We start from the raw sequence: 20,060 nt of genomic DNA, 5'->3' as shown, positions 1-20,060 counted from the left end.
GCATCGATCCAGGCTTCGGGCTTCAGATCCATGGCGCAGCAGCCAGTGGCCACGCCAAGGCTGACCGTGACGAAGGGTGCCGTATCCGATCCGTCATGCGGGATACCGAGTGCGGACACTCGCGTGCCGATGGTCTGTGCGATCTCCATTGCCTCGTCATGCTTGATATCCGGCAGGACACAGGCAAATTCCTCTCCGCCATAACGCACTGTCACGTCCGCTGCGCGACGCACGGCACGGTTCAGTGTCGATGCAACTTGAGCAATGCAGCGGTCGCCCGCCGTATGTCCGTAAAGATCGTTAAAACGCTTGAAGAAATCGATATCGAGAATAATGACGGAGAGATTGCCGCCCGTGGGGGCAAGGCGCGAGACCTCACGTCGCAGGCTTTGTTCAAGCTGTCGGCGGTTGCCGAGGCCCGTCAGGGCGTCGGTGACAGCGAGTGCAGCCAGTTGATCGCGCATGCGCTTCATCTCGAGATGGTTGTGCACCCGCGCCTGCACGATCGAGGACGAAATGGGCTTGGTCAGATAGTCGATTGCGCCGAGTTCGAGCCCGGCCAGCTCTGCATCCTCAGCATCGAGGGCGGTCGTGAAGATGATCGGGATGTCTGCGAGCAGAGGATCGGACTTGATGTGCCGGCACACCTCGTAGCCGCTGGCTCCTGGCATGATAACGTCGAGCAACACGAGATCCGGGATAACGTTGCGCAGAACGTCATAGGCTTCGTCAGCCGAGGTCGCGAAGCAGATGTCGTAGTCGTCTTCCAGCGCGGCGCTCAGGATCTCGATATTCGACACTTCGTCGTCGACGATCATGATGATGGAGCGTTTTGTCATCGAAGGCTCTCCGCGGGCGTAACGGGGATCGTTAGTTCATCGAGCAGCGCGATTGCCTTCGCATAGTCGAGGGCCGCGAGTGCCTCCCGGATCGGATCGAGCCTGAGCCCCTCGGGCGATTGGCCGAGCTGTGCCTCGATGCTGTCGAAAAGCTTGCGGGCCTTGAGGCTGCGGCGCCGTAGCAGCTGGCGGAGTTCGGCAAGTTCGGCGGTGATATGGCCATAGTCGAGCGTGCCGGCGCGCATCAGCGCCGGCCCGATCGGCGCGACACGCCCTCCCGTGTCGAGGCTTTTTGCCGCCAGGATCGCGGGGGCCAACTCTGCTGCGAGCGAATCGATCAAATCCGGAAGTGACCCCAGCTGGTGGCCGGCAAGCGCATCTTCCAGCAACCGCGCAGCGTCCGCCGCCGCACGGAGTTCGAGTGCAGCGGCCGTGCCCTTCAGGGTATGAGCCAGACGACGGGCCTCGTTCCACTCCTCGTCATAGATCAGCTGCCGAAGGGTCGGTGTGGCATTTTCGAATTTGCGCCCGAAATCGACAATAAGTTTGAGCAGTAACTTGCGACGTCCGTTGATACGGGCGAGCGCGGCTTCCAGATCGAAAGGTGGCAATGCGTCTGGCAGCGCGGCCTCTGTCGGGATCGACGGCGGGGCAGGGGCGGTGAAAGAAGCCACTGCGGGCGCGGCCGGCTTGGGCATCGCCGTCGCGCCCTTGGTCGGCTTCAGCCAACGAGTCAGCTTTTCAAGCAACAGTGCAGGTTCGATCGGCTTCGCGGAATGGTCGTTCATGCCCGCATCCAGGCACTTCTGCCGCTCCTGCTCATAGGCATGGGCGGTCATGGCGATGATCGGCAACCGGTCGGCCGAGTGGGTTTGGCGGATGTGCCGGGTCGCCTCCAGCCCGTCCATTTCGGGCATTTGCACATCCATCAGGATAGCGTCGTAGCGGTCGGGCCCGGCGGCCACCATCTCGCAGGCGACGCGGCCATTTTCCGCCGTTTCGACGATGAGGCCGGCATCGGTCAGGATTTCGAAGGCGAGTTCGCGGTTGATCTCATTGTCTTCGACGAGGAGAAGCCGGGCGCCCCGATAGGCCGGCGCGATCATGAGCATCTCCTCGGCCCGGCCCGCGGGCGCCGGGTCTCCCTCCCCAAAAAGGGCTGTCAGGGTTTCGAGCAGGACGGTGGTATCGAGCGGCTTGACGAGGAAGGCGGAGATTCCCACGGCGCCAGCCTCGGCCATCGCTTCCTCGCGGCTATAAGCAGTGACCATCATAACGGCGGGCATGCGGGGAATGGATGGGTCGGCGCGCAGCGTGCGAACGGTCTCGATCCCGTCCATGCCGGGCATGCGCCAATCGAGCAGGACGAGGTCGAAGGGCGCATTGGCCTCGGCCGCGTGTTGAAGAATGCTTAATGCCTCGCCGCCGGAGGCCGCGAGTTCAACTTGGGTAAACCAGGGCGACAAGGTCTCCATCAGGATCTCGCGAGAGGCGGCGTTGTCGTCCACGATCAGAACGCGCAGTCGCCGTAGCCGTTCCAGAGACGGGACAGACTGGGTCGCCACCAGGCCGAACCTCGCGGTGAAGGTGAAGGTGCTGCCTTGGCCGACGGCGCTTTGCACCGAGAGGCGGCCGCCCATGACTTCAACCAGTTGCTTGCTGATGGAGAGGCCAAGACCAGAGCCGCCGAAGCGCCGTGTCGTGGAGGTGTCGGCCTGGGTGAAGGCGACGAAAAGCCGCTCCACCTGGTCTGGCGTCATGCCGATGCCGCTGTCCTGAACGGTGAATTCGAGTTCGATCTCGGCTGCGTCGGCGTGCTTCGGCCGCACGGAGAAATAGACCGCGCCGCTCTCGGTGAACTTGATGGCATTGGAGACGAGATTAGTAATGACCTGGTTGAGCCGTAATGAATCGCCCAGAAGATCGTCCGGCGTATCGGCACTGACAGTGAAATGAAAGCCGATGTTCTTTTCTAGTGCCCGCAGCGCTAGCAGGCTGTGCACGGATTCGAGCGCCCCGCGCAGCCGGAAATGGGTCTTTTCCAGCACCAGCTTGCCCGCCTCGATCTTAGAGAAATCGAGGATGTCATTGATAAGGTTAAGCAGACTGGTGGTGGCCGACTGGATCTTGACCACGTAGCCCCGCTGCTTGGGCGTCATCTCGGTGCGCAGGGCGAGATGGCTGAAACCCAGAATCGCATTCATCGGCGTCCGGATCTCATGGCTCATGTTGGCGAGGAAGAGGGACTTGGCAAGGCTGGCGGCCTGTGCATCCCGCGTGCGCTCGGCCACGATCTCCTCCAGCCGCTCGTTGTGGCGCTGAATCTCGTCCCGCATTTGCTCAACCCGGACGAAGCTTTCCACCAGCCGGTTGTTGATCCAGATGAGTACCGTGCCTTCCATCAGCACAATCGCGACATGGAAGCCGACGCGGCCGAGATCGCCGCCATTCGGGAAGACCGCGTAGGGCAGTGCCAGGTCCAGCGCCAGATGATGGAGGCCGATCGCAAAGGAGGCGAGCGCGATCGTGCGCCAGTCGCACCAGGCGATGAGCAGGGCGAGACATGCGAAGAAATACATGTGCATGTCGATCTGCCAGGGATTGGTCATGAGCAGATAGACGAGCAGCGCGGGCTCGGCCATCAGCGCGACGGCGGAGATGTAGCGCGTGGTTGGGCCGGTGCCGCAGATGGCCCAACTGATCTGATAGGCCAGGGCGAGAAGTGCTGCGAAAACCGTGGGGACGACCACGGCGTGGTGGAGGCCAAGGCAGACCATGGCGATAACCGGCACATGCGCCCAGAGCAGCAGCGCCATCAATTTCGCGAAGCGAGACCTCAGTGAAAGGATCTCTGCCATGTCAGATACCTTTGGCAGGTTGCGGGGACAGGCAGCCATGGGCGGTGATGGGATTCATCACGAGCCAAGCCCCGGCGTGGTAAAGGGCGGCCGTGAAGTCGGGCCGGTTGGAGGCGACGATGAAAACGCTGGGAATTCCGCCGCTGTCCACGAGCACGCCGCCCGCTCGGGCGACCAGACTTGCCGCCTGCAGGGGCCCGTCCCAGGGCGGGAGCAGGACGGCGAGCTGCTTCTGCCCCTTCGCCGGTTGGGCGACGAGGAAGGTGATGGCGAGGACGGAGGCCAGGAGAAGGAGCCCGGCCGGAACGAACTGTCGCCAATGCGGCGCGGTTTCTTGAGGTGCAGCAAACATGATGCCCGGGTCCGTGTGCGCATGAATGAGGCGGTGACGGAACCGCCGATCTGAAGAGGCGAAATGCCGATAGTTTCCTGCATCGGCCACCGTGACCAAACCTTGCACCTATCATCGGTCACAACTGAGCTAAGTCTTTGGCGCGAGCTACCGATCCTCCTGCCCGGCATACTCCTATGTGCTTACCTCAAATTGATGACCGCCGGGAGTCAGAAACAGCGCTCGCCGATGTTCTGGGTTGCGGCATGAGCGGCATCCCCTGGCTGTCAGGAATTCTGGGTTGAAGTCTTCCTTTCGCACAATCAATACGACTGGCGGCTAAACCACTTCCAAAAGTCAAAGATCGATGAATGGATCACATGCCGAGAGGATGAGCGGTCAGGGCCCGTCTATCGTCCGTCCTCGGCGTCTCGCCGAAATGTCGGGAAAGGGCAGTCGCGCTGCCGAAGCTGCTGTGATGAACCGCTGGCCCTGAATCGAACCGCCCGGTCAACGAATACCCGCCCGGCGGCGCCTTGCGTGGCGACCGGGCGACGACGCAGCGCCGAAGGCGCCAATCCGGTGAGCAGCGCGTGCCCGACACCGCTCCCATCAACGGCGCGGCGGATCGCGGCGGCCGTCGTGCCGCGGCGATTTACACCATTGTAGAGTCCGCAAGTTGAACGTCCGTGACCGAGAAGCCTATCTGGCGGCCATACGCGATCGCCCCGCGTGCGGCCGAGTTCATGGAGGGTGAGGGAAAGCGCGGCGATGGCCGCTGCGTATGAGAACACCCGCCAGGATGACCATCGCCACGGTAATCAGCGGAAGGTTCAACACTCCGACCGGCTTCAGCAGGATGCCGCCGAGGGCGGAGCCGCCGAAGATGCCGAAACCATAGACGGTAGAAAGCAGAGAGGCAGCGACATCGGCCGGTGGGCCGGCCGCTTTGTTAGTCGCTGTCTGGAAGAAGGTTGGCACGCCACCGAAAGCAATGCCCCAACAGTAAATCGTCAATTCTTCGCCGATGGAGGCGTGTTCAAGGAGGCGCAAGGAAACCATGGCGCAAACCGTCAACGCCAACCCGCCCCACGCCGTTCGGCGAAGGTGTTCGTCCACGGTGCGTCCCACGATCCAGATGCCTGTCATTGCCCCGACGCCAAAGATCAACATGGCAGTGGGGGTGCCGCCCGGAACGCCGAGAGCTGCCGCCAAGGGAGCCATGTAGGTGTAAAGAGTGTAATGGCCGATCGCGATCAGGAGAGTGGTCATGAGCACTGTCGGGAATCCGGGCCTCATCGCCACTTCAACAAGCGACACGCGCTCACCGATACGCTCGCCCTGGACCGGCGGCAGTTTCCAGAGCACCCACATGATGAGCACGAGAAACAGCACCGAAAGCAGGCCGAACATCACGCGCCATCCGATGACGCTGCCGATTGCGCTCGCTGACGGCAATCCGAACGCGAGTGCGATGGTGCTGCCGGACAAGGCGATAGCGACCGACCTGCCCGGATTCCCGAGCCTCCCGAGGTGCCAGGCGTAACCCGCGACGACAGGCCAGAGGGCGCCCATGCATAGCCCGGTTGCAACGCGGGAGACAATGATGAGCCGGTAACTGGGCGCGACGGCCAGTGTGCCGTTGGCAAGCACGAATCCCGCTAAAAGAACGACGAAGAGCGTGCGGCGCGGGACGCTCCGCGTCATCGCTACCAATGGTATTGCCGCAGCGGTGGAAGCGGCGGCGCAGACGGACACCAGAATTCCGACAGCGGCCCCCGACTGATGAAGTGCCGCACTCATGCCTGGCAACAACGCCGCAGGCATCATTTCGGTAAGCAGCATGCTGAACGCAGAAACTGCCAGGGCGGCTAGCGCAGCTAGCGGAAGTCGGCCGGTCGTGCTGACACTCTGCGGTTCCACCAAGACGAGATCATCATCCCAAGATCGAAAGCCGAACTGAGGCCCATTTGACGAGTGAATCAAGATCACCGGCGATTTCCGCCGCAAGCTCGACGCGTGGACTTTCCTGAGGTCGCAAGGCCGCAACTATCTCCCGACGATCCGAGCGTCGGCCCTGGCATATCCGCTGTATCGCCATATCCTTGTCAGCGTCCAGTAAATGCTACGCGAAAACGCCGTCCGTCGCTACCAGTCGAAACCAAAACAGATCATCCGGGTCTAGCCCGCGCCGGACGAGCCCGTTCCGGATACTGGTCTCAGATTTTGGCCACGAGCGCAGCGAACCGATCCCGTAGCCAACGCTGAAGCGGGTGCGTCGTCGTCCGGTCGTGCCAGATCATAGCCAATTCAAAGCCGGGCACGCGGACGGGGGGACTAAGAACCTGGATCCGCTCTTTCTCGTCACGAACGATCCGGGCCGGCACAACCGCGATCATATCCGAGCGTGCAACGATCGTTGGAACGACGAGAAAGCCAGGCACGGACAGAGCGACGTGCCGTGATCGTCCCATGGCCGCCAGTACGTCGTCGGTCGGTCCGGTGAATCCGCCGCCATCGGGCGAAACGATGACATGATCGAGGATGCAAAACAGATCGAGGTCGATGCGGCCCGTCACTACCGGATGGCCTGACCGCGCGATCAGCACATAGTCTTCATGGCAGAGCATTCTCATCCGCAACTGGTCGGGTGCCGTTTCCGGACGTGTTATCGCCAGATCAACCGCACCGCGCTCCATCTGGACCCGCAAGGTCGTGAGGTCCAGGCCGCGCCATGCTACACGCAGTCCTGGCGCCTCATCTCTCAGCGCACGAATGAGCGGCAGGAGCAACGCGCTCTGAGTGTAGTCGCTTGCGGCGATGTTGACCGTCGCCTTCGCCCGGGACGGGTCGAAAGCCGAATCTGTCACCACGACCTGGCGAACCGCTTCAAGTGCTTCGTGCAAACGGGGTTGCAACTCCATCGCTTTCTGGGTCGGCACCATGCCGCGCTGAACAGGAATCAGCAGCGGATCATCAAAAATCTCCCGCAATCTGGCGAGGCGCGTCGAAAGGGCCGGCTGGCTCAGATTCAACCGGCGCGCGGCGTGGGTCACATTTCGCTCGGCCAGCAGGGTGTCGAGCGTGACGAGCAAATTGAAATCGATCTGGCTGGTATCCATCGAATCAATACCAGCACATAGATCGTTTGATTTCAAGAATGGCGACGACGCCTCTAACTATTGGGGCGACCGGCCACAATCTGGCCTCGTCCTTCTTCCTGTTCAGGATCTCCGTATGAGCAATATCTTCATAGTCCACGCCCATCCCGAAGCCCGGTCGCTGACCAGCTCGCTGAAAAACCTCGCGGTCGAGACACTGACCGCGGAAGGACACGATGTGCAGGTGTCCGACCTCTATGCGATGCACTGGAAGGCCGTCGCCGATGCGGGGGATTTTCCTCAGCGTAAGAATGCCAACCGGCTGCGTTATGCTTCGGAATCGGGCAATGCCTTCGCCAACGGCACCCAGCCGGCCGATGTCGTGGCCGAGCAGCAAAAGCTGCTCTGGGCGGATGCGGTCATCCTCACCTTTCCCCTGTGGTGGTTCAGCGCGCCCGCCATCCTCAAGGGCTGGGTCGAACGCGTCTATGCGCACGGCTTCGCCTATGGCGTGGGCCAACATGGCGGTGATCGCTGGGGCGACCGCTATGGCGAAGGCTCACTGGCCGGGCGCCGGGCGATGGTTGTTGTCAATATCGGCGGGCGCGAGCCTCATTACAGCGAGCGCGGGGTCAACGGCCGCCTCGACGAGATTTTGTGGCCGATCCAGCATGGTGCTCTCTTCTATCCCGGTATGCAGTCTATGCCGCCCTTTCCGGTCTATCAGAGCGATCGCATGACGGAAGAGCGGTGGCCGGAGGTCGCGGATGCCTTCCGGGCACGGTTGCGGACTCTCTTCACTGATGCGCCGATCCCCTACCGCACCCAGAATGGCGGCCACTATGACGGTCAGCAGGTGCTCAAACCGGGCTTGGGTGAGGGCGAAACAGGACTGCGTATCCATCTCGTTCAACCCGGTGATCCACCCGAACGTCTGAAAGCGGAACTGCCGCAAGCTGCGGCATTGGCCCGCATCTAAGCGAGACCGCAGGCACTTAGTTCATCCAAGACGAACGAGCGTGCGGCTTCATCTGCTTGAGGCAGAAAAGGAGATCAATCGAGTATTCAGATTTGGTATCTTTAACAAATATCGATGAGGCAGAGGAGAGTGATCTTGATGGGACAATCAGGTGACGTGGTATGAGAGACACAACTGCCAATCGATGTAACCTATTGCGCAAAAGCGGTAGCTGCGGCCGCGGATGTCGGATCAAACTCGGGTTACGTTCTGGGGGATAAGTTTGGTCCAAGGTAGATACTGAATGCCAAGGATTGGTCGAACGTCGATGACAGCGCCAAGACCAGCGCGTTTGCCGTCAAATGGGATACCTCTGCGCTCATCGTGATGATAGGGAAAACCGGCAAGGGCGGAACGCCAGATGCGCAAGCTTGCCGAACCTGACCAGTCATTCGACGACCCCGACAATTAAAGGCGAGGTAGCGGCTGCCTCTTTGCATATGTTCAGGGAACCGATCATTACGACTTTGGCAGAGACTCAACTCTATCCAAGCGGATACCGCGAGACCGAAGAACTTGAAGAACCGCGCGGGCAGGGGGCCGCGACGCGGACTATGGGTCTACTGAAGAGCATCTTCGGTTATGCGGTGCGTCGTCGCATTCGACCCGACAATCCGGTTCGCGGAGTGGTGCGCCCTGCGGATGGGAAGCGCGAGCGCCGGCTCAGCGACGCGGAGTACAAGGCGCTGGGTGACGGGCTTGGCAAAGCGGCGGAGGACGGTATGTGGCCAGCCTCTGTCGCCGTGGCGCGCTTCCTGGCTTTGACCGGCTGGCGGCTTGGTGAAGCTCTCGGGCTCCGCTGGGCGGAGTGTCGATCTAGCCACCCGGACTGCCACTCTGGCCGACAGCAAAACCGGGCGGTCCATGCGACCCTTGAGCCATGCAGCCTGCTCCATTCTTTCTTCTCTCAGCCGAACGAGCGAGCTGGTTTTTTCGTCAGGCAAGACAGGAAAGGCGTTGACAGGCTATCGGAGTTCATGGGACCGAATCGTAAGGCTCGCGGTGTTGCCGGGGGACGTGACGCTGCACGTTCTCCGTCATTCTTTCGCATCGACTGCCGCAGAGCTTGACTATTCGGAGCTGACCATCGCGGCGCTCATCGGCCACAAGTCAGGGTCGATCACATCGCTATATGTCCACCATGCCGACGCTACGCTTCTCGCCGTCGCCGACGCGGTTGCAGACGAGATCGCACGGCGGATGGGCGACAAGAAGCCCTCAGGTGATGTCATAGAGCTACGCCGCGCCTGAGCGGAACCCTGCCGGACGGTTTCCGGCAACGAGACGGTGCAAGCCAGCGCTGGAACGCCGGCCCGCGCCTGACCTTGGAAAGCTGAAAAGACCACCATGACCATGGCTATTGTTCGCGCTACCAGAAATGGCCCTGCGAGCGAATCGCAAGCCAGTTCACCGACCCACATCTGCGCCGCGGGCGTCGATCTGGAGCTGCGCGCCGTCTGCGTTTGGGACGAAGCCGACGAGATAATGCCCGGCAGCTAACCCATAATCGCCCGTGTCGGAAGCGCGGACGACCGCCTACATGCCCGGGCCGAGGCGATGGCCGCACTGGCTGCCGACGTCCAGGCGCGTCGGACCGAGGACGTGCTCACGAAGGCAAAGCTGGTGGCCGCGCTTGCTGTTGCGGCGGATGACGAGCGGGTTGCCTCGCCGCGAGCCTGGCCCGCGACATCATTGCATTGCTCAATGGTGCAGGGCGCGCTTAATCCATAACCCGCAGGCTGGTCCTGTCGCAGGGCCAGTCCGTTATGAAGGCAGCAAGAATGATCAGCGAGCCAAGCAATCAATCGGAGCGCTTACTCGACAGGCCGTTCGTCGCCTCACGGACGCGCTGACGTTCGCGCTTTACGGCACGGTCCCAGCGGGCGGGCCAAGGGCACGGGTCTATCTGCCGGCGGCCGGCAATGCCTTTCATGAGGCCGTTTCCGACCCTTGGGGTGGAGGCATGATCGAGATCGCCAAGGGCGGCCTCCTGCACGGTCTGGATGCTGACGCGGCGGGAGAGAGCGAACGCGAGTTCTGTGGCCAGCTGGCGGCTGCGGCGGCGAGGGGGGAGGTGCGGTTCTGCGGCGAGCAGCGCGGCGGCCCGTTCGATACGGAGTTGGCCAGCGAGCGCATCGGTTCAACGCCTGTACCTCCGCAGTTCTTTGGCTTGCTGGTTAATTTCTCCATCGAGGCGGGGCGCATCGATGTCGACCCTGACGGCTTGGACGATGACGAGCACGCGATCTTCGAGCGATCGGCGCTGACCGATTATCAGGGCGAGGACCGCGATTTCCGTGGCTGGGCCGCCGTGGGGGTCGAGCGTGAGGGCTTCTTGAGGTGGCTAGACAGATCGAAGGGCGATGGAGAAATCGAAAAGAGTTCAGAGTGCGGGGCTATGTTGAACCGTCAGCAACAGGACGGTGCCGCGTCCGGGAATCGCACGACAGGAAAGGGTGGGCGTCCGCGCCACGTTGAGCGAGACGCCTTCGTCCAAGAAGTGACCCGCCGCCTCGCGCTGGACGGGGGGTATGTGACGCTTACAGCCTTCCGAAGCTATATGAAGGCCTGGGCGGAAATCAACCTCTCCAATCCACCTGCCGAAAGGACGGTGGAGCGCTGGATCGATCAATCTGTTCCGCCGGGCATCTTCGCCGGATAGGGTTTTGCCAGGTTTTGTCGGGTTCTGTCGTGCAGCTCATCTGAGACAGATACACAAGCTCCATCCATCACAAACAACGGCGCTTGATTCAGCGCCAAAGATGGAGCCGACCGATGTCCAGCGATCTTTCGCCCGAAGCCCTGTTGCCCCGCCCACGCATTGCGGAAGAGCTGACCCTGCGCGGCTTCCGCGTGAAGCCTTCCACCCTCGCTACCATGGCTGTGCGCGGCGGTGGCCCGCCGTTCCGCAAGTTCGGCCGTGCCGTGGTCTACCACTGGGGCGATGCCCTGGCTTGGGCTGAAGGCCGCCTCTCTGCCCCGGCCCGCTCGACTGCCGAGGCCGACCTCAATAGCGCTCGCCAGTCCACATAGCAAAACGCCGGCCCAGTGAAGGTTAGACCGACGTTGGTAGCTTGCTATTCGGGAATGATTTGCATCTCTCGTATAGCGGCTTTGGCGACGAAAATCAACCCCACTGCGGCTGGCTCCAACACTTCGGAGCCACCCATGAGCATTGTTATTTCGACGAAATTCGGCCCTATCACGTTGAGCGAGCTATCTCTCTCGATGGGGTGCTTGTCTGGCAATGTGACATTCTCCCGAGACTTCGACGACTCCGACGCGAATCGGGGGGGCGCCGCCGTGATGTGCCGCGAGGCTGCCCGGCAGCTCGCCGAGCGATTCGAGGTCATCAACAAGGGCGAGCGGGAGCGTCCTGACCGCGAGCGCGAGCAAGATGGGCAAGCCGGACATGCCACCGCCCGGCAGGAGGCGGCCCAATGAGCGCTGGCGTGACCAATGTCTTTTCCATCAGGGGCTTCCGGATGGACGACGTTCCACCCCCGGATACCATCCCGCTCGCCCAGGCTGCCGCTGGGATTCCGCTGTTCCCGGCTCAGACCGACATTGATCCCCATCCCAAAGCGCCGATGCCCGCCGTCCGTTGGCGCCAGGAGGCAACAACCGATCCGACCACCACCCGCCAATGGTTGCGGCGTTGGCCTAACGCTGCGATCGGCTGGCCGATCCCGCAGGGGATTGTCGTGTTCGACATCGACGGCGAAGAGGGGCTGAAGCAATGGGCAGCGCTCTGGGCGCCCCACGGGGGCGTGCCAGACCTGCCGCATGTCGTGACCCCATCGGGCGGCCGGCACTACTACTTCGCCCTCCCTCCTGACGTGACGCACGGCAATACGCTCGGCGCGCTACTGCCGAAGGTCGAGGACGGCGCGATCGACGTTCGCGGGTACGGCGGCTACGTCATCGCTCCCGGGTCATGGATGCCCAGCGCTGGTGTCGCCTACGAAGCTGCAGGTTCCGTCTATCCCATTCTCAATCCGCCCGAAATCCCATCTTGGTTGCTGAAGATCTTGCAAGGCAGCCGTTGCAAAGATCAGCCCAAGCGTGAGGCTGCACCGGCTCGGGAAGTGAACCATGGCACTCCATCGGGGGGCAGCCGCGACCAGAACGCCCATCCGCGCGTGCAGGCCTGGGCTGAGAAGGGCATCGGCGATGAGATCGACCGGCTCGCGGCCTGCGGCGCGGGTGGCCGTAATGATCAGCTCAACAAATCGGCAATGGCTCTCGGTCAGTTCGTTGCCGCTGGGTTTCTTGACCGCCGCGAAGCCGAGGCACTGCTGGAGCAAGCCTGCGCGACCAACGGGCTCACAGCTGACGATGGCGTGAAGTCCGTCCGCGCTACCATCTGGAGCGGCATGACCAAGGGCCTGACCGAGCCGCGCGCGATCCCCGACAGCATCCGCGCCGTGATCGAGAATGACTGGTCCGCTGCAGAGTTTGGCAGGCGTGCGGTCGCGCCTGCGCTGGCTCGCATGGCTGATAGGACGACTTTTGGCCGAGAGACCAGCGAGGTCATCGAGGCTCCGGGGCAGAGCGAGGATGATCTGCTTCCAGTCTTGCCGGCGTCGGCTCTGGCGGGCCAGCCGGTACCCGAGCAGGAGTGGCTGATCAAAGATGTGATCGTCGCGAACAACGTTGCGATCGTGGGCGGAGATGGCGGCACGGGGAAATCACTGCTCGCCCTCCAACTTGCGCATTCCGTGGCCAGCGGCGCGCCATGGCTGGGCTTTGACGTGCAGCGGGGTAAGGCGATGTATCTCAGCGCCGAGGATGAGCTGGGCGAACTGCACCGCCGCTTGCACGCCATGGGAGCGGACTTCGCCAATCTGCCTGGCCTGTTCATCGCCCCGCTGGCAGGCCTTGACGCGTTGTTGGCAGCTCCCAACGCTGGCCGAGACGCGCCGCTGGCGCCGACCAAGCTTTTCCATCTCTTGCGCAAGCGGGTTGCCGAATACCGCCCATCTCTGCTCGTGCTCGATACGCTTGCGGACCTGTTCGGCGGCAACGAGATCATCCGCAGCCAGGTCCGGCAGTTCATTGGGATGCTGCGCGGCTTGGCCTTGGAGTATCGCGTCACGGTCGTCTTGCTGGCGCACCCCAGCCAGGCCGGTAAGAATAGCGGCGATGGCTCATCGGGCTCGACGGCGTGGAATAACAGCGTTCGCAGCCGCCTCTATCTCTTCCGCCCGCAGGACGGCGACCCAGACGTTCGCGTGCTGGAGTTGAAGAAGAGCAATCGTTCGAGCATCGGCACTCAAATCACCCTGCGATATCTCGACGGGCAATTCGTTCGCGAGGACGCGGGAGCCGTAGCCGCTGTGGACAAGCGCCGCCTTGCTGAGCGCGTCTTTCTCGACCTGCTGCGCAATCTGCCCTCCAAGAAGTATGTGAGCCACAACCCTGGCTCCAATTATGCGCCCGCTTACTTCGTTTCGCTCAATGGCGCGCAGGGCATCTCCGTCAATCTTTTCAAGGCAGCAATGAATCGCCTCCTCGATAGCCGCGAGATCGAGATCAGCGAGTATGGGCCGCCATCGCGGCGCCGCTCGTATCTGGCGCTGGCTGGCACCGTCGATACTCCATCCAGAGACGGCGAAACCTCGGATGAGCAAGTCGAATGATGTCCTTCCAACGCCCCTTCCAGCATTCCACTTTCGCCTTCCAGCGCGTTCCAGCGGTGTGTGCTTCCACCCCCCCTATATACCCCCCGCCCCGCTGGAAGCGGTGGAGCGCTGGAAGCGCCCCACCCAGCGGGAAGCATGAGAAAGCAAGCGCCCGACCATCGGCCTCACCAATCTGACAAATGGAGCTATCCGATGAACACCACCACCTCGTCCACCGAGACTGCCCCGGCCATCGCGCGCTTCGTCATCGCCTACGCCAAGGAACGCAGCATCCCCCACGGCGATGCGCAGTTCGCCCTCGCCCAGGCTGGCGAGCTTGCCCCGCTCACTGCTGGCGACCATCGCTTGCTGCGCCGTGACTGCTGGGCGCTCACCGGCGAGTGGGTGCGCGGCGAGAAATGGGGGCAAGGCGCAATTGCCGACTTCAAGGTGCGCACGGACGATTGGCGCAGCCCGCGCGGTCTCATCCGCCTGCCCATGACAGGCGCGCCACCGATGCGCGGGAGCATCGCCACGACCGACAGATCGGATAGCGGCTGCTTCGTCGCGGGTGCCGGACGCCTATGCCACGAGGACGACGACTGGTTGCCCGGCATCTTCTCGCGTCCCCCACACGCCAGCCGCCTCCGTGATGGCGGCCTCCTGCTCACCCCGCGCCGCGATCTCCTGCTCTGGAAGATCGAGGCCAGCGGCACCGTGGTCCGCTGCCGGCCAGACGGCGCCATGCTGTCGCAGATGGTGGACGGAGTTGACCTTACGCCCGCGGAGGCGAAGGCGCCTCTGAACCCATACAAGATTGCAGGCCTGCCGATCCTGGCGGACGCCCTGCCGCTCATGCTGGGCAACGAGCGGCAGGTGGGAACGATTGCGCGCGAGATGATCTCGAACCTGGAGACGGCGTAATGCACAAGAGTTTTGAAAAGTCCCTCACGCCGCGCCAGCAGCGCTTCGCCGAGCGGTATGCCGAGACCCTGAACGGCGCGAAGGCAGCCGCGGAAGCCGGCTACAGCCGAAAGGCTGCCAATCGCGAGAGCTACCGGCTGTTGATGAACGTAGACATCCAGGCCGCCATCCGCGAACATCGCAAGCGGCTAGCCGACGCTAGCTTCGTCGAGGCCGTCCATGTCATCCGTGACCTGGTGGCAATCGCCTTCGCAGATCCGATCGAGCTGACCCACCTGACGCGCGCGAGCTGCAGGCACTGCCATGGCCTCGGCCATGCCTACCAGTGGATCGATGAGGCCGAGTTCAGCAAAGCCCTGGTCCGCCACAAGCGCGAAGTGTCTACCTTTCCCCAGGAAGCCCGTGAAGCGGCCATGGCGGGCGCTCCGGAGTTTGTGGGTGGCTTCGGTTTTGATCCGAACAAGGAACCCTCTGGCGACTGCCCCCGCTGCCGTGGTGAGGGCGTGGAGGTTGTCTGGCGCGCTGACATCAAACGCCTCTCAGGCAGCTCTCGCAAGCTCTACGCGGGCGTCAAGGAAACCCGCGACGGCATCCAAATCCTGATGCGCGATCAGGACAAGGCGCTGGAGATGCTAGGCAGGCACCTCGGCATGTTCGCGGACAAGCTCCAGCTTCAGAACGACAAGGAAAATCCCATCGCCGTGTTGATCCAGCAGGTGCAGGGCAGCGCCATCAAGCCCGTCCAGAATCCCACGGAGAACGAGTGATGATGAAATTCGAGCATGACGTCTTCTTGGCCAAGATACGCCAACGCCTCATGAGCTGCCGGGAAGCGCTGGCAAAGGGAAGGGCAGCGGCGCCGAGAGTGGACCACGTTCCTTTTCACATGGCTCGCTTCGGTGGCCACCCTGCTCACCTGGATCGGCTGTCGGTAGCGGCACGACGACGGACACTGTCACTCTAAAGCCTGCGGGTGACAGAGCTTGCCGCAGGACCGGCGCTCAAGGGAAGCTCGATGCGCGGGGCGAGGTTGGTGCAACATTCCTGGCTACGCAGGCTGCCCCAACATTTAGTCGTGACAGCCTGGGAGCGAGCCTCCGCGTGTTAGATAATACTATTGGCTGGACGGCGTCACGTATCGCTAGGGTCAGGAAGAGCCGAGGTCCGGTCAAACCCTCCTGCTTCGCGAGACACGGGGTCGCCCGCGCCTTTATCGCTGCCTACGCGCAACGGTAGGCACCTCGGCTCCGGTTCAGAAGTAGCGAGGGGAAAACGGGATTGCAATAAGAGACAGGCCGCCCCACCGCTGGCTCATACCCGCCATGTCAGGTCCGAACGCAATGGCGTTTCCCGTGATGAAGGGAATAGCCTTGCATAAACGGGGTGGCAGGACATTCACTACGACGAGAAGGGCGTTCGCGCGACGGTCGGGAGGGGCATTCGCAGCGCGGAGCCCGTGCTGAATAGTCCGCGCGGCAAGATGAAAGTGGATACCGGGCGGCGCGGCGACGAGTTCAAGACCTGCGGAGAGCCGGAAAAGGAGAACTCGGCCAAAAAACATTGCGTTTACGAAAACAAAGACTTCGCTGACGACATCGTCGAGAGGGTCCGCAAAGTCCTTCGCTCAAAGATGATCCAGATCAACACTGGTATTTATCCAGAAATCTTGCAGGTGGGCTCGCCTCGCCGGCTATCGGCGTAACCTTCGGAGCTGTCGGCTTTTTGCTTTGTTTATCTATAAGCGGAGGTCGCTGTTCCACTCAGCCAGGACTGCCGGAGGATCGCCCCACAGACCAACGGAGTGCTACATACTCAAAAATATGTGCTAGTGACTGTCTTCTAGGCTCCATCAGTTGAGGCGACATATTCGCATGGTAGATGAGGTGTCTTCCAGATCACACGCGTGGAAACGCCTTTTGGCCTTCTGGGGAAAGACAAGAGGTTTTGATGGTGAGCTAGTCTCATATCCTCTGGTGGCGCATTCCCTCGATGTCGCTGCTGTCGCGCAGTGCCTGCCGCGGCTCGCGGCACCGCTCGATCCCGCCTGGATCGGTTTTTTGGTTAGCGTGCATGATATCGGTAAGTTTTCGCGTGCTTTCCAGGGACAGGTCAAGAAGTTATGGCCTGCCGGGGTGCTAGGGGATTACGATGCGCGTCGACCGCCGCGCGGACCGCGCCATGATGGCCTGACGCTGCGGCTACTCGCCGAAGCCGAAGAGGATGGCGTTTTTGATGACCTTCTGCCGGGTGCTTTAGGCGGCGGGGGATGGCGACCAGATCAACGCCTGACCCTCTTTCGTCCGATCGCGGGCCATCACGGCCGACCCGTTGAGCAGCCCGATTATGTTTCCGAGGCGCTTTGTAGCGGCAGCCGCACGGCCGCCCGTGACTTCATCCAGTTGATGCGCGCACTCTTCCAGCCACCTCCCTTGCCCCCCATGAGCAAGGCGTCGCTACGGCAGCTGGAATGGCGGCTCGCTGGCTTTCTTACCCTCGCAGATTGGATAGGCTCGCGTGAGGAGTGGTTTCCGCTCGCGGATCTGAAGGATGTCTCCGATCCATCAGCCTATTTAACGACCCTTGCCTTGCCGCGGGCGCGCGCAGCTGTAGCGCAGGCCCGAGTCCTGCCCGCCGGCGTGCGAGCCTTCGCGGGACTCAGTGCGCTCTTCCCTGCGGTGGAGAAGCCATCTCCGCTGCAGACTTGGGCGGAAGCGGTGCCGCTGCCCGAGGGGCCAGTTCTCGCGGTGCTGGAGGATATGACCGGCAGTGGCAAAACCGAGGCCGCTCTTGTCCTGGCACATCGGCTCATGGCAGCGGGCCGGGGCAGGGGACTGTTCCTCGCACTGCCGACTATGGCGACCGCCAATGGCATTTTCGCTCGATTGCACGGGGCTTATCGCGGCCTCTTTGCCGAAGGAGAGGTGCCGTCCATTGCTCTGACCCACGGCAAGGCTGAGTTCAACCTGCTTTTTCGTGCAGCAATTGCGGTAGGCGTGGAATCCAAAGCGGACACTGAAAGCCCTGCTCAGCCGGCCTCGTCGGAAGCCGAATGCGCGGCTTGGCTGGCCGAAGATCGCAGGCGCGCCCTACTCGCGGATTGCGGGGTCGGCACCATCGATCAGGCCTTGCTCGCTATCCTTCCGGTGCGTCAGGCGCCGTTGCGCCTACATGGGCTTTCAAACAAAATTCTCATCATAGATGAGGCGCATGCTTTTGACCGCTATATGCGGCGAGAAATGCAGGCCCTGCTCCACTTCCATGCGGCTCTTGGTGGCTCTGCCATCCTCCTGTCCGCGACGCTGCCAAGGACGGTTCGGCAAAGCCTGGTGGATGCTTTCCGCCAGGGGCTTGGGACCGCCCCCCTCGCGGTCCGCGATGACCGCTATCCGCTCGCTACACTGGCAGCGGCTGAGACCGTTGAGGAGCAACCGCTGGCGCCCCGCCTGGGCGTTGCCCGTGCCGTGCAGGTCACCCAGGCTCGCAGTCAGGGTGACGTGGTAGAGCGTGTGCTCGCTGCGGCACAGTCGGGCGCCGCGGTCGCCTGGATCCGCAATAGCGTGGATGACGCGCTGGACGCAGCCGAAGCTCTGCGTGCGGCCGGAGTTGACCCGCTCGTATTTCATGCGCGTTTTGTGCTTGCTGACCGACTGGCGATTGAAGAGCGGGTGCGCCAATGCTTTGGGCGGGACAGCGCTGGGGCAGAGCGTGACCGCGTGTTGGTCGCAACCCAAGTGGTGGAGCAGTCGCTCGATCTCGATTTCGATCTGATCTGCACGGACATTGCCCCGGCGGACAGTTTGATCCAGCGGGCAGGAAGGCTCTGGCGGCATCAGCGTGGACCGAGGCCTATCTCGGGCCCGGAGATGGTTGTGCTGTCGCCTGATCCGGTTGCAGAGGCCGACGCTTCATGGCTGCGTGGGCTGCTGCCTCGCACCGATTCCGTCTACCGCGACCCGGCCTTACTCTGGCGGAGCGCCCGCGCGGTCTTCGCGTGCAGCCATCTCACCACACCCGATGACATGCGCGCGCTGATCGAGGCGGCGGCTGGTGTGGCGACCACCCCGGCGGGTCTTGTGCAGGCGGCCGGCAAGGCCGAAGGGAAGGGGGCGGCTATCTCAGGCATCGCCGCGCAGAATGTTCTGTCCTTCGAGGCAGGCTACACGCCGCAATCCGGCGCCTGGGAGCCGGAGACCCAAACGCCCACACGTCTCGAGGACCGGCCGCAGGTTACCCTGCGTTTGGGTATGGTCGAGAACGGTTTGGTGCGCCCCTATGCCAAGGCCGAGACCCTGGCGGAGGCTTGGTCTCTGTCTGAGGTCACGGTGGCTCAGCACCGCGTCAGCGCCTGCCCGATACCGGATGGCTTGGCCGCTGCAGCGGCGGTGGCACGGGCCAGCTGGGGAAGGTGGGAGCGCGACAGCCCTCGTGTTCTGCTGGCACTGCTCCAGCACAATAATGACGATACCGCCCGGTACAGGCTGGATGGAACTGATGGAAAAGAGCAGCCTGTGAAGGCTTTTTACAGTGAACTACGCGGGCTGGCTTGGAGATAGGCATGCGTTGCCTTATCTAACATGCATAAAAAACGTTTCGTATTCATCTATTTTTAATTGCGAGATTGACGGCATCGAAAATTCAATCGACGCTCGCAATTAGGTTCATCAGAGTCGGCTGTTAATAATCCGCCGATGAAGTCAATTGCGATCGACCCATCATCCCGGGATGAGAAAGCTGCATGCTCAATCTGCTGACCGATCCCTGGCTGCCCGCAAGGCGCCGGGACGGGGAGCTCTGTGTCATCTCCCCTGCCCAGATCACTGATGATCTGACAGACAACCCCATCGTCGCCATCACCTGGCCGAGGGCCGATTTCCGTGTTGCGACGCTTGAATTCCTCACAGGCCTGCTGACGACCGCTTACCCACCCGCCGATATGGGAGAATGGGCGGAGGGCTGGCACGATCCGCCATCTCCCGAAACCCTGGCCGCAGCCTTCGCTCCCTTTGCCCATGCCTTCGTGCTTGATGGTGATGGGCCACGCTTTCTGCAGGATTTTGAGTTCCTTGTGGCAGAGTCGGAGCCGGCAGAAAACCTGCTGATTGAGGTGGCAGGCAATTCCGGCCTGCTGGTTCATCCCGGGCGCATCACGCAGCTTGGCCGACCGGCAGCGGCGATAGCGCTTTATACCTTGCAATCCTGGGCACCCTCGGGCGGGCGCGGCAACCGCACCGGGTTGCGCGGCGGCGGCCCATTGGTGACCATGGTTGTGCCACGCGACACGGACAGTCTCTGGCATCAGATCTGGGCTAATGTGCCGGAAGGAGACCCCCCGGCGTCTGCCGACTTGCCGCAGGTATTCCCTTGG

At 62.4% G+C, this 20,060-nt stretch carries 16 protein-coding genes; 11 read left to right on the top strand and 5 right to left on the bottom strand.

Annotation, left to right across the window (positions count from 1 at the left end; all coding sequences use genetic code 11):
* From VL752_RS01350 to VL752_RS01330, 5 genes are all read right to left on the bottom strand, one after another.
* Positions 1-839 (bottom strand): diguanylate cyclase (locus VL752_RS01350; RefSeq protein WP_325351931.1); only part of this gene is annotated, 839 nt, incomplete at its 3' end.
* Positions 836-3,697, bottom strand: coding sequence for a response regulator (locus tag VL752_RS01345; protein ID WP_325351930.1), 2,862 nt, complete (start codon positions 3,695-3,697; stop codon positions 836-838). The genes VL752_RS01345 and VL752_RS01350, both read right to left, overlap by 4 nt.
* A 1-nt stretch (position 3,698) precedes the next feature.
* Positions 3,699-4,049 (bottom strand): hypothetical protein, encoded by a 351-nt coding sequence (locus tag VL752_RS01340; RefSeq protein WP_325351929.1) that lies wholly within the window; start codon positions 4,047-4,049, stop codon positions 3,699-3,701.
* A 723-nt stretch (positions 4,050-4,772) separates the two neighbouring features.
* On the bottom strand, positions 4,773-6,038 hold the full coding sequence (locus VL752_RS01335) for an MFS transporter (protein WP_325351928.1): 1,266 nt from the start codon (positions 6,036-6,038) through the stop codon (positions 4,773-4,775).
* A gap of 209 nt (positions 6,039-6,247) precedes the next feature.
* Positions 6,248-7,150 carry a LysR family transcriptional regulator gene (locus tag VL752_RS01330; protein WP_325351927.1) on the bottom strand — a complete coding sequence of 301 codons (903 nt, stop codon included), beginning with the start codon at positions 7,148-7,150 and terminating at the stop codon, positions 6,248-6,250.
* Between VL752_RS01330 and VL752_RS01325 the strand changes: the two genes are divergently transcribed.
* The 11 genes from VL752_RS01325 to casA all read left to right on the top strand — a co-directional run.
* Complete coding sequence (locus tag VL752_RS01325) at positions 7,104-8,108, top strand: NAD(P)H-dependent oxidoreductase (protein ID WP_325351926.1); 1,005 nt, start codon at positions 7,104-7,106, stop codon at positions 8,106-8,108. The genes VL752_RS01330 and VL752_RS01325 overlap by 47 nt on opposite strands.
* Positions 8,109-8,927: 819 nt before the next feature.
* Positions 8,928-9,398, top strand: coding sequence for a tyrosine-type recombinase/integrase (locus VL752_RS01320; protein WP_325351932.1), 471 nt, complete (start codon positions 8,928-8,930; stop codon positions 9,396-9,398).
* A 712-nt stretch (positions 9,399-10,110) separates the two neighbouring features.
* Positions 10,111-10,809 (top strand): hypothetical protein, encoded by a 699-nt coding sequence (locus tag VL752_RS01315; RefSeq protein WP_325351925.1) that lies wholly within the window; start codon positions 10,111-10,113, stop codon positions 10,807-10,809.
* Between the two features lie 113 nt (positions 10,810-10,922).
* Positions 10,923-11,180: a DNA-binding protein gene (locus VL752_RS01310; RefSeq protein ID WP_325351924.1), complete on the top strand. Its 258-nt coding sequence runs from the start codon at positions 10,923-10,925 to the stop codon at positions 11,178-11,180.
* A 135-nt stretch (positions 11,181-11,315) separates the two neighbouring features.
* Positions 11,316-11,591 carry a hypothetical protein gene (locus VL752_RS01305; protein WP_325351923.1) on the top strand — a complete coding sequence of 92 codons (276 nt, stop codon included), beginning with the start codon at positions 11,316-11,318 and terminating at the stop codon, positions 11,589-11,591.
* Entirely contained in the window at positions 11,588-13,789 is a 2,202-nt protein-coding gene (locus VL752_RS01300; RefSeq protein WP_325351922.1) for an AAA family ATPase, read from the top strand. The genes VL752_RS01305 and VL752_RS01300 overlap by 4 nt, the downstream gene beginning before the upstream one ends.
* Before the next feature lie 195 nt (positions 13,790-13,984).
* Positions 13,985-14,695 (top strand): hypothetical protein, encoded by a 711-nt coding sequence (locus VL752_RS01295; protein ID WP_325351921.1) that lies wholly within the window; start codon positions 13,985-13,987, stop codon positions 14,693-14,695.
* On the top strand, positions 14,695-15,462 hold the full coding sequence (locus VL752_RS01290; RefSeq protein ID WP_325351920.1) for a terminase small subunit: 768 nt from the start codon (positions 14,695-14,697) through the stop codon (positions 15,460-15,462). The genes VL752_RS01295 and VL752_RS01290 overlap by 1 nt, the downstream gene beginning before the upstream one ends.
* Before the next feature lie 689 nt (positions 15,463-16,151).
* Positions 16,152-16,397: a hypothetical protein gene (locus VL752_RS01285; protein WP_325351919.1), complete on the top strand. Its 246-nt coding sequence runs from the start codon at positions 16,152-16,154 to the stop codon at positions 16,395-16,397.
* A 169-nt stretch (positions 16,398-16,566) separates the two neighbouring features.
* Positions 16,567-19,248: a CRISPR-associated helicase Cas3' gene (gene cas3 / locus VL752_RS01280; RefSeq protein WP_325351918.1), complete on the top strand. Its 2,682-nt coding sequence runs from the start codon at positions 16,567-16,569 to the stop codon at positions 19,246-19,248.
* Positions 19,249-19,430: 182 nt separating this feature from the next.
* A partial coding sequence (casA, locus tag VL752_RS01275; protein ID WP_325351917.1) for a type I-E CRISPR-associated protein Cse1/CasA occupies positions 19,431-20,060 on the top strand: 630 nt, incomplete at its 3' end.

It is taken from the genome of Acidisoma sp. (assembly GCF_035492295.1).
Classification (GTDB): domain Bacteria; phylum Pseudomonadota; class Alphaproteobacteria; order Acetobacterales; family Acetobacteraceae; genus Acidisoma.
This window is presented reverse-complemented; position numbering and strand designations above follow the sequence as displayed.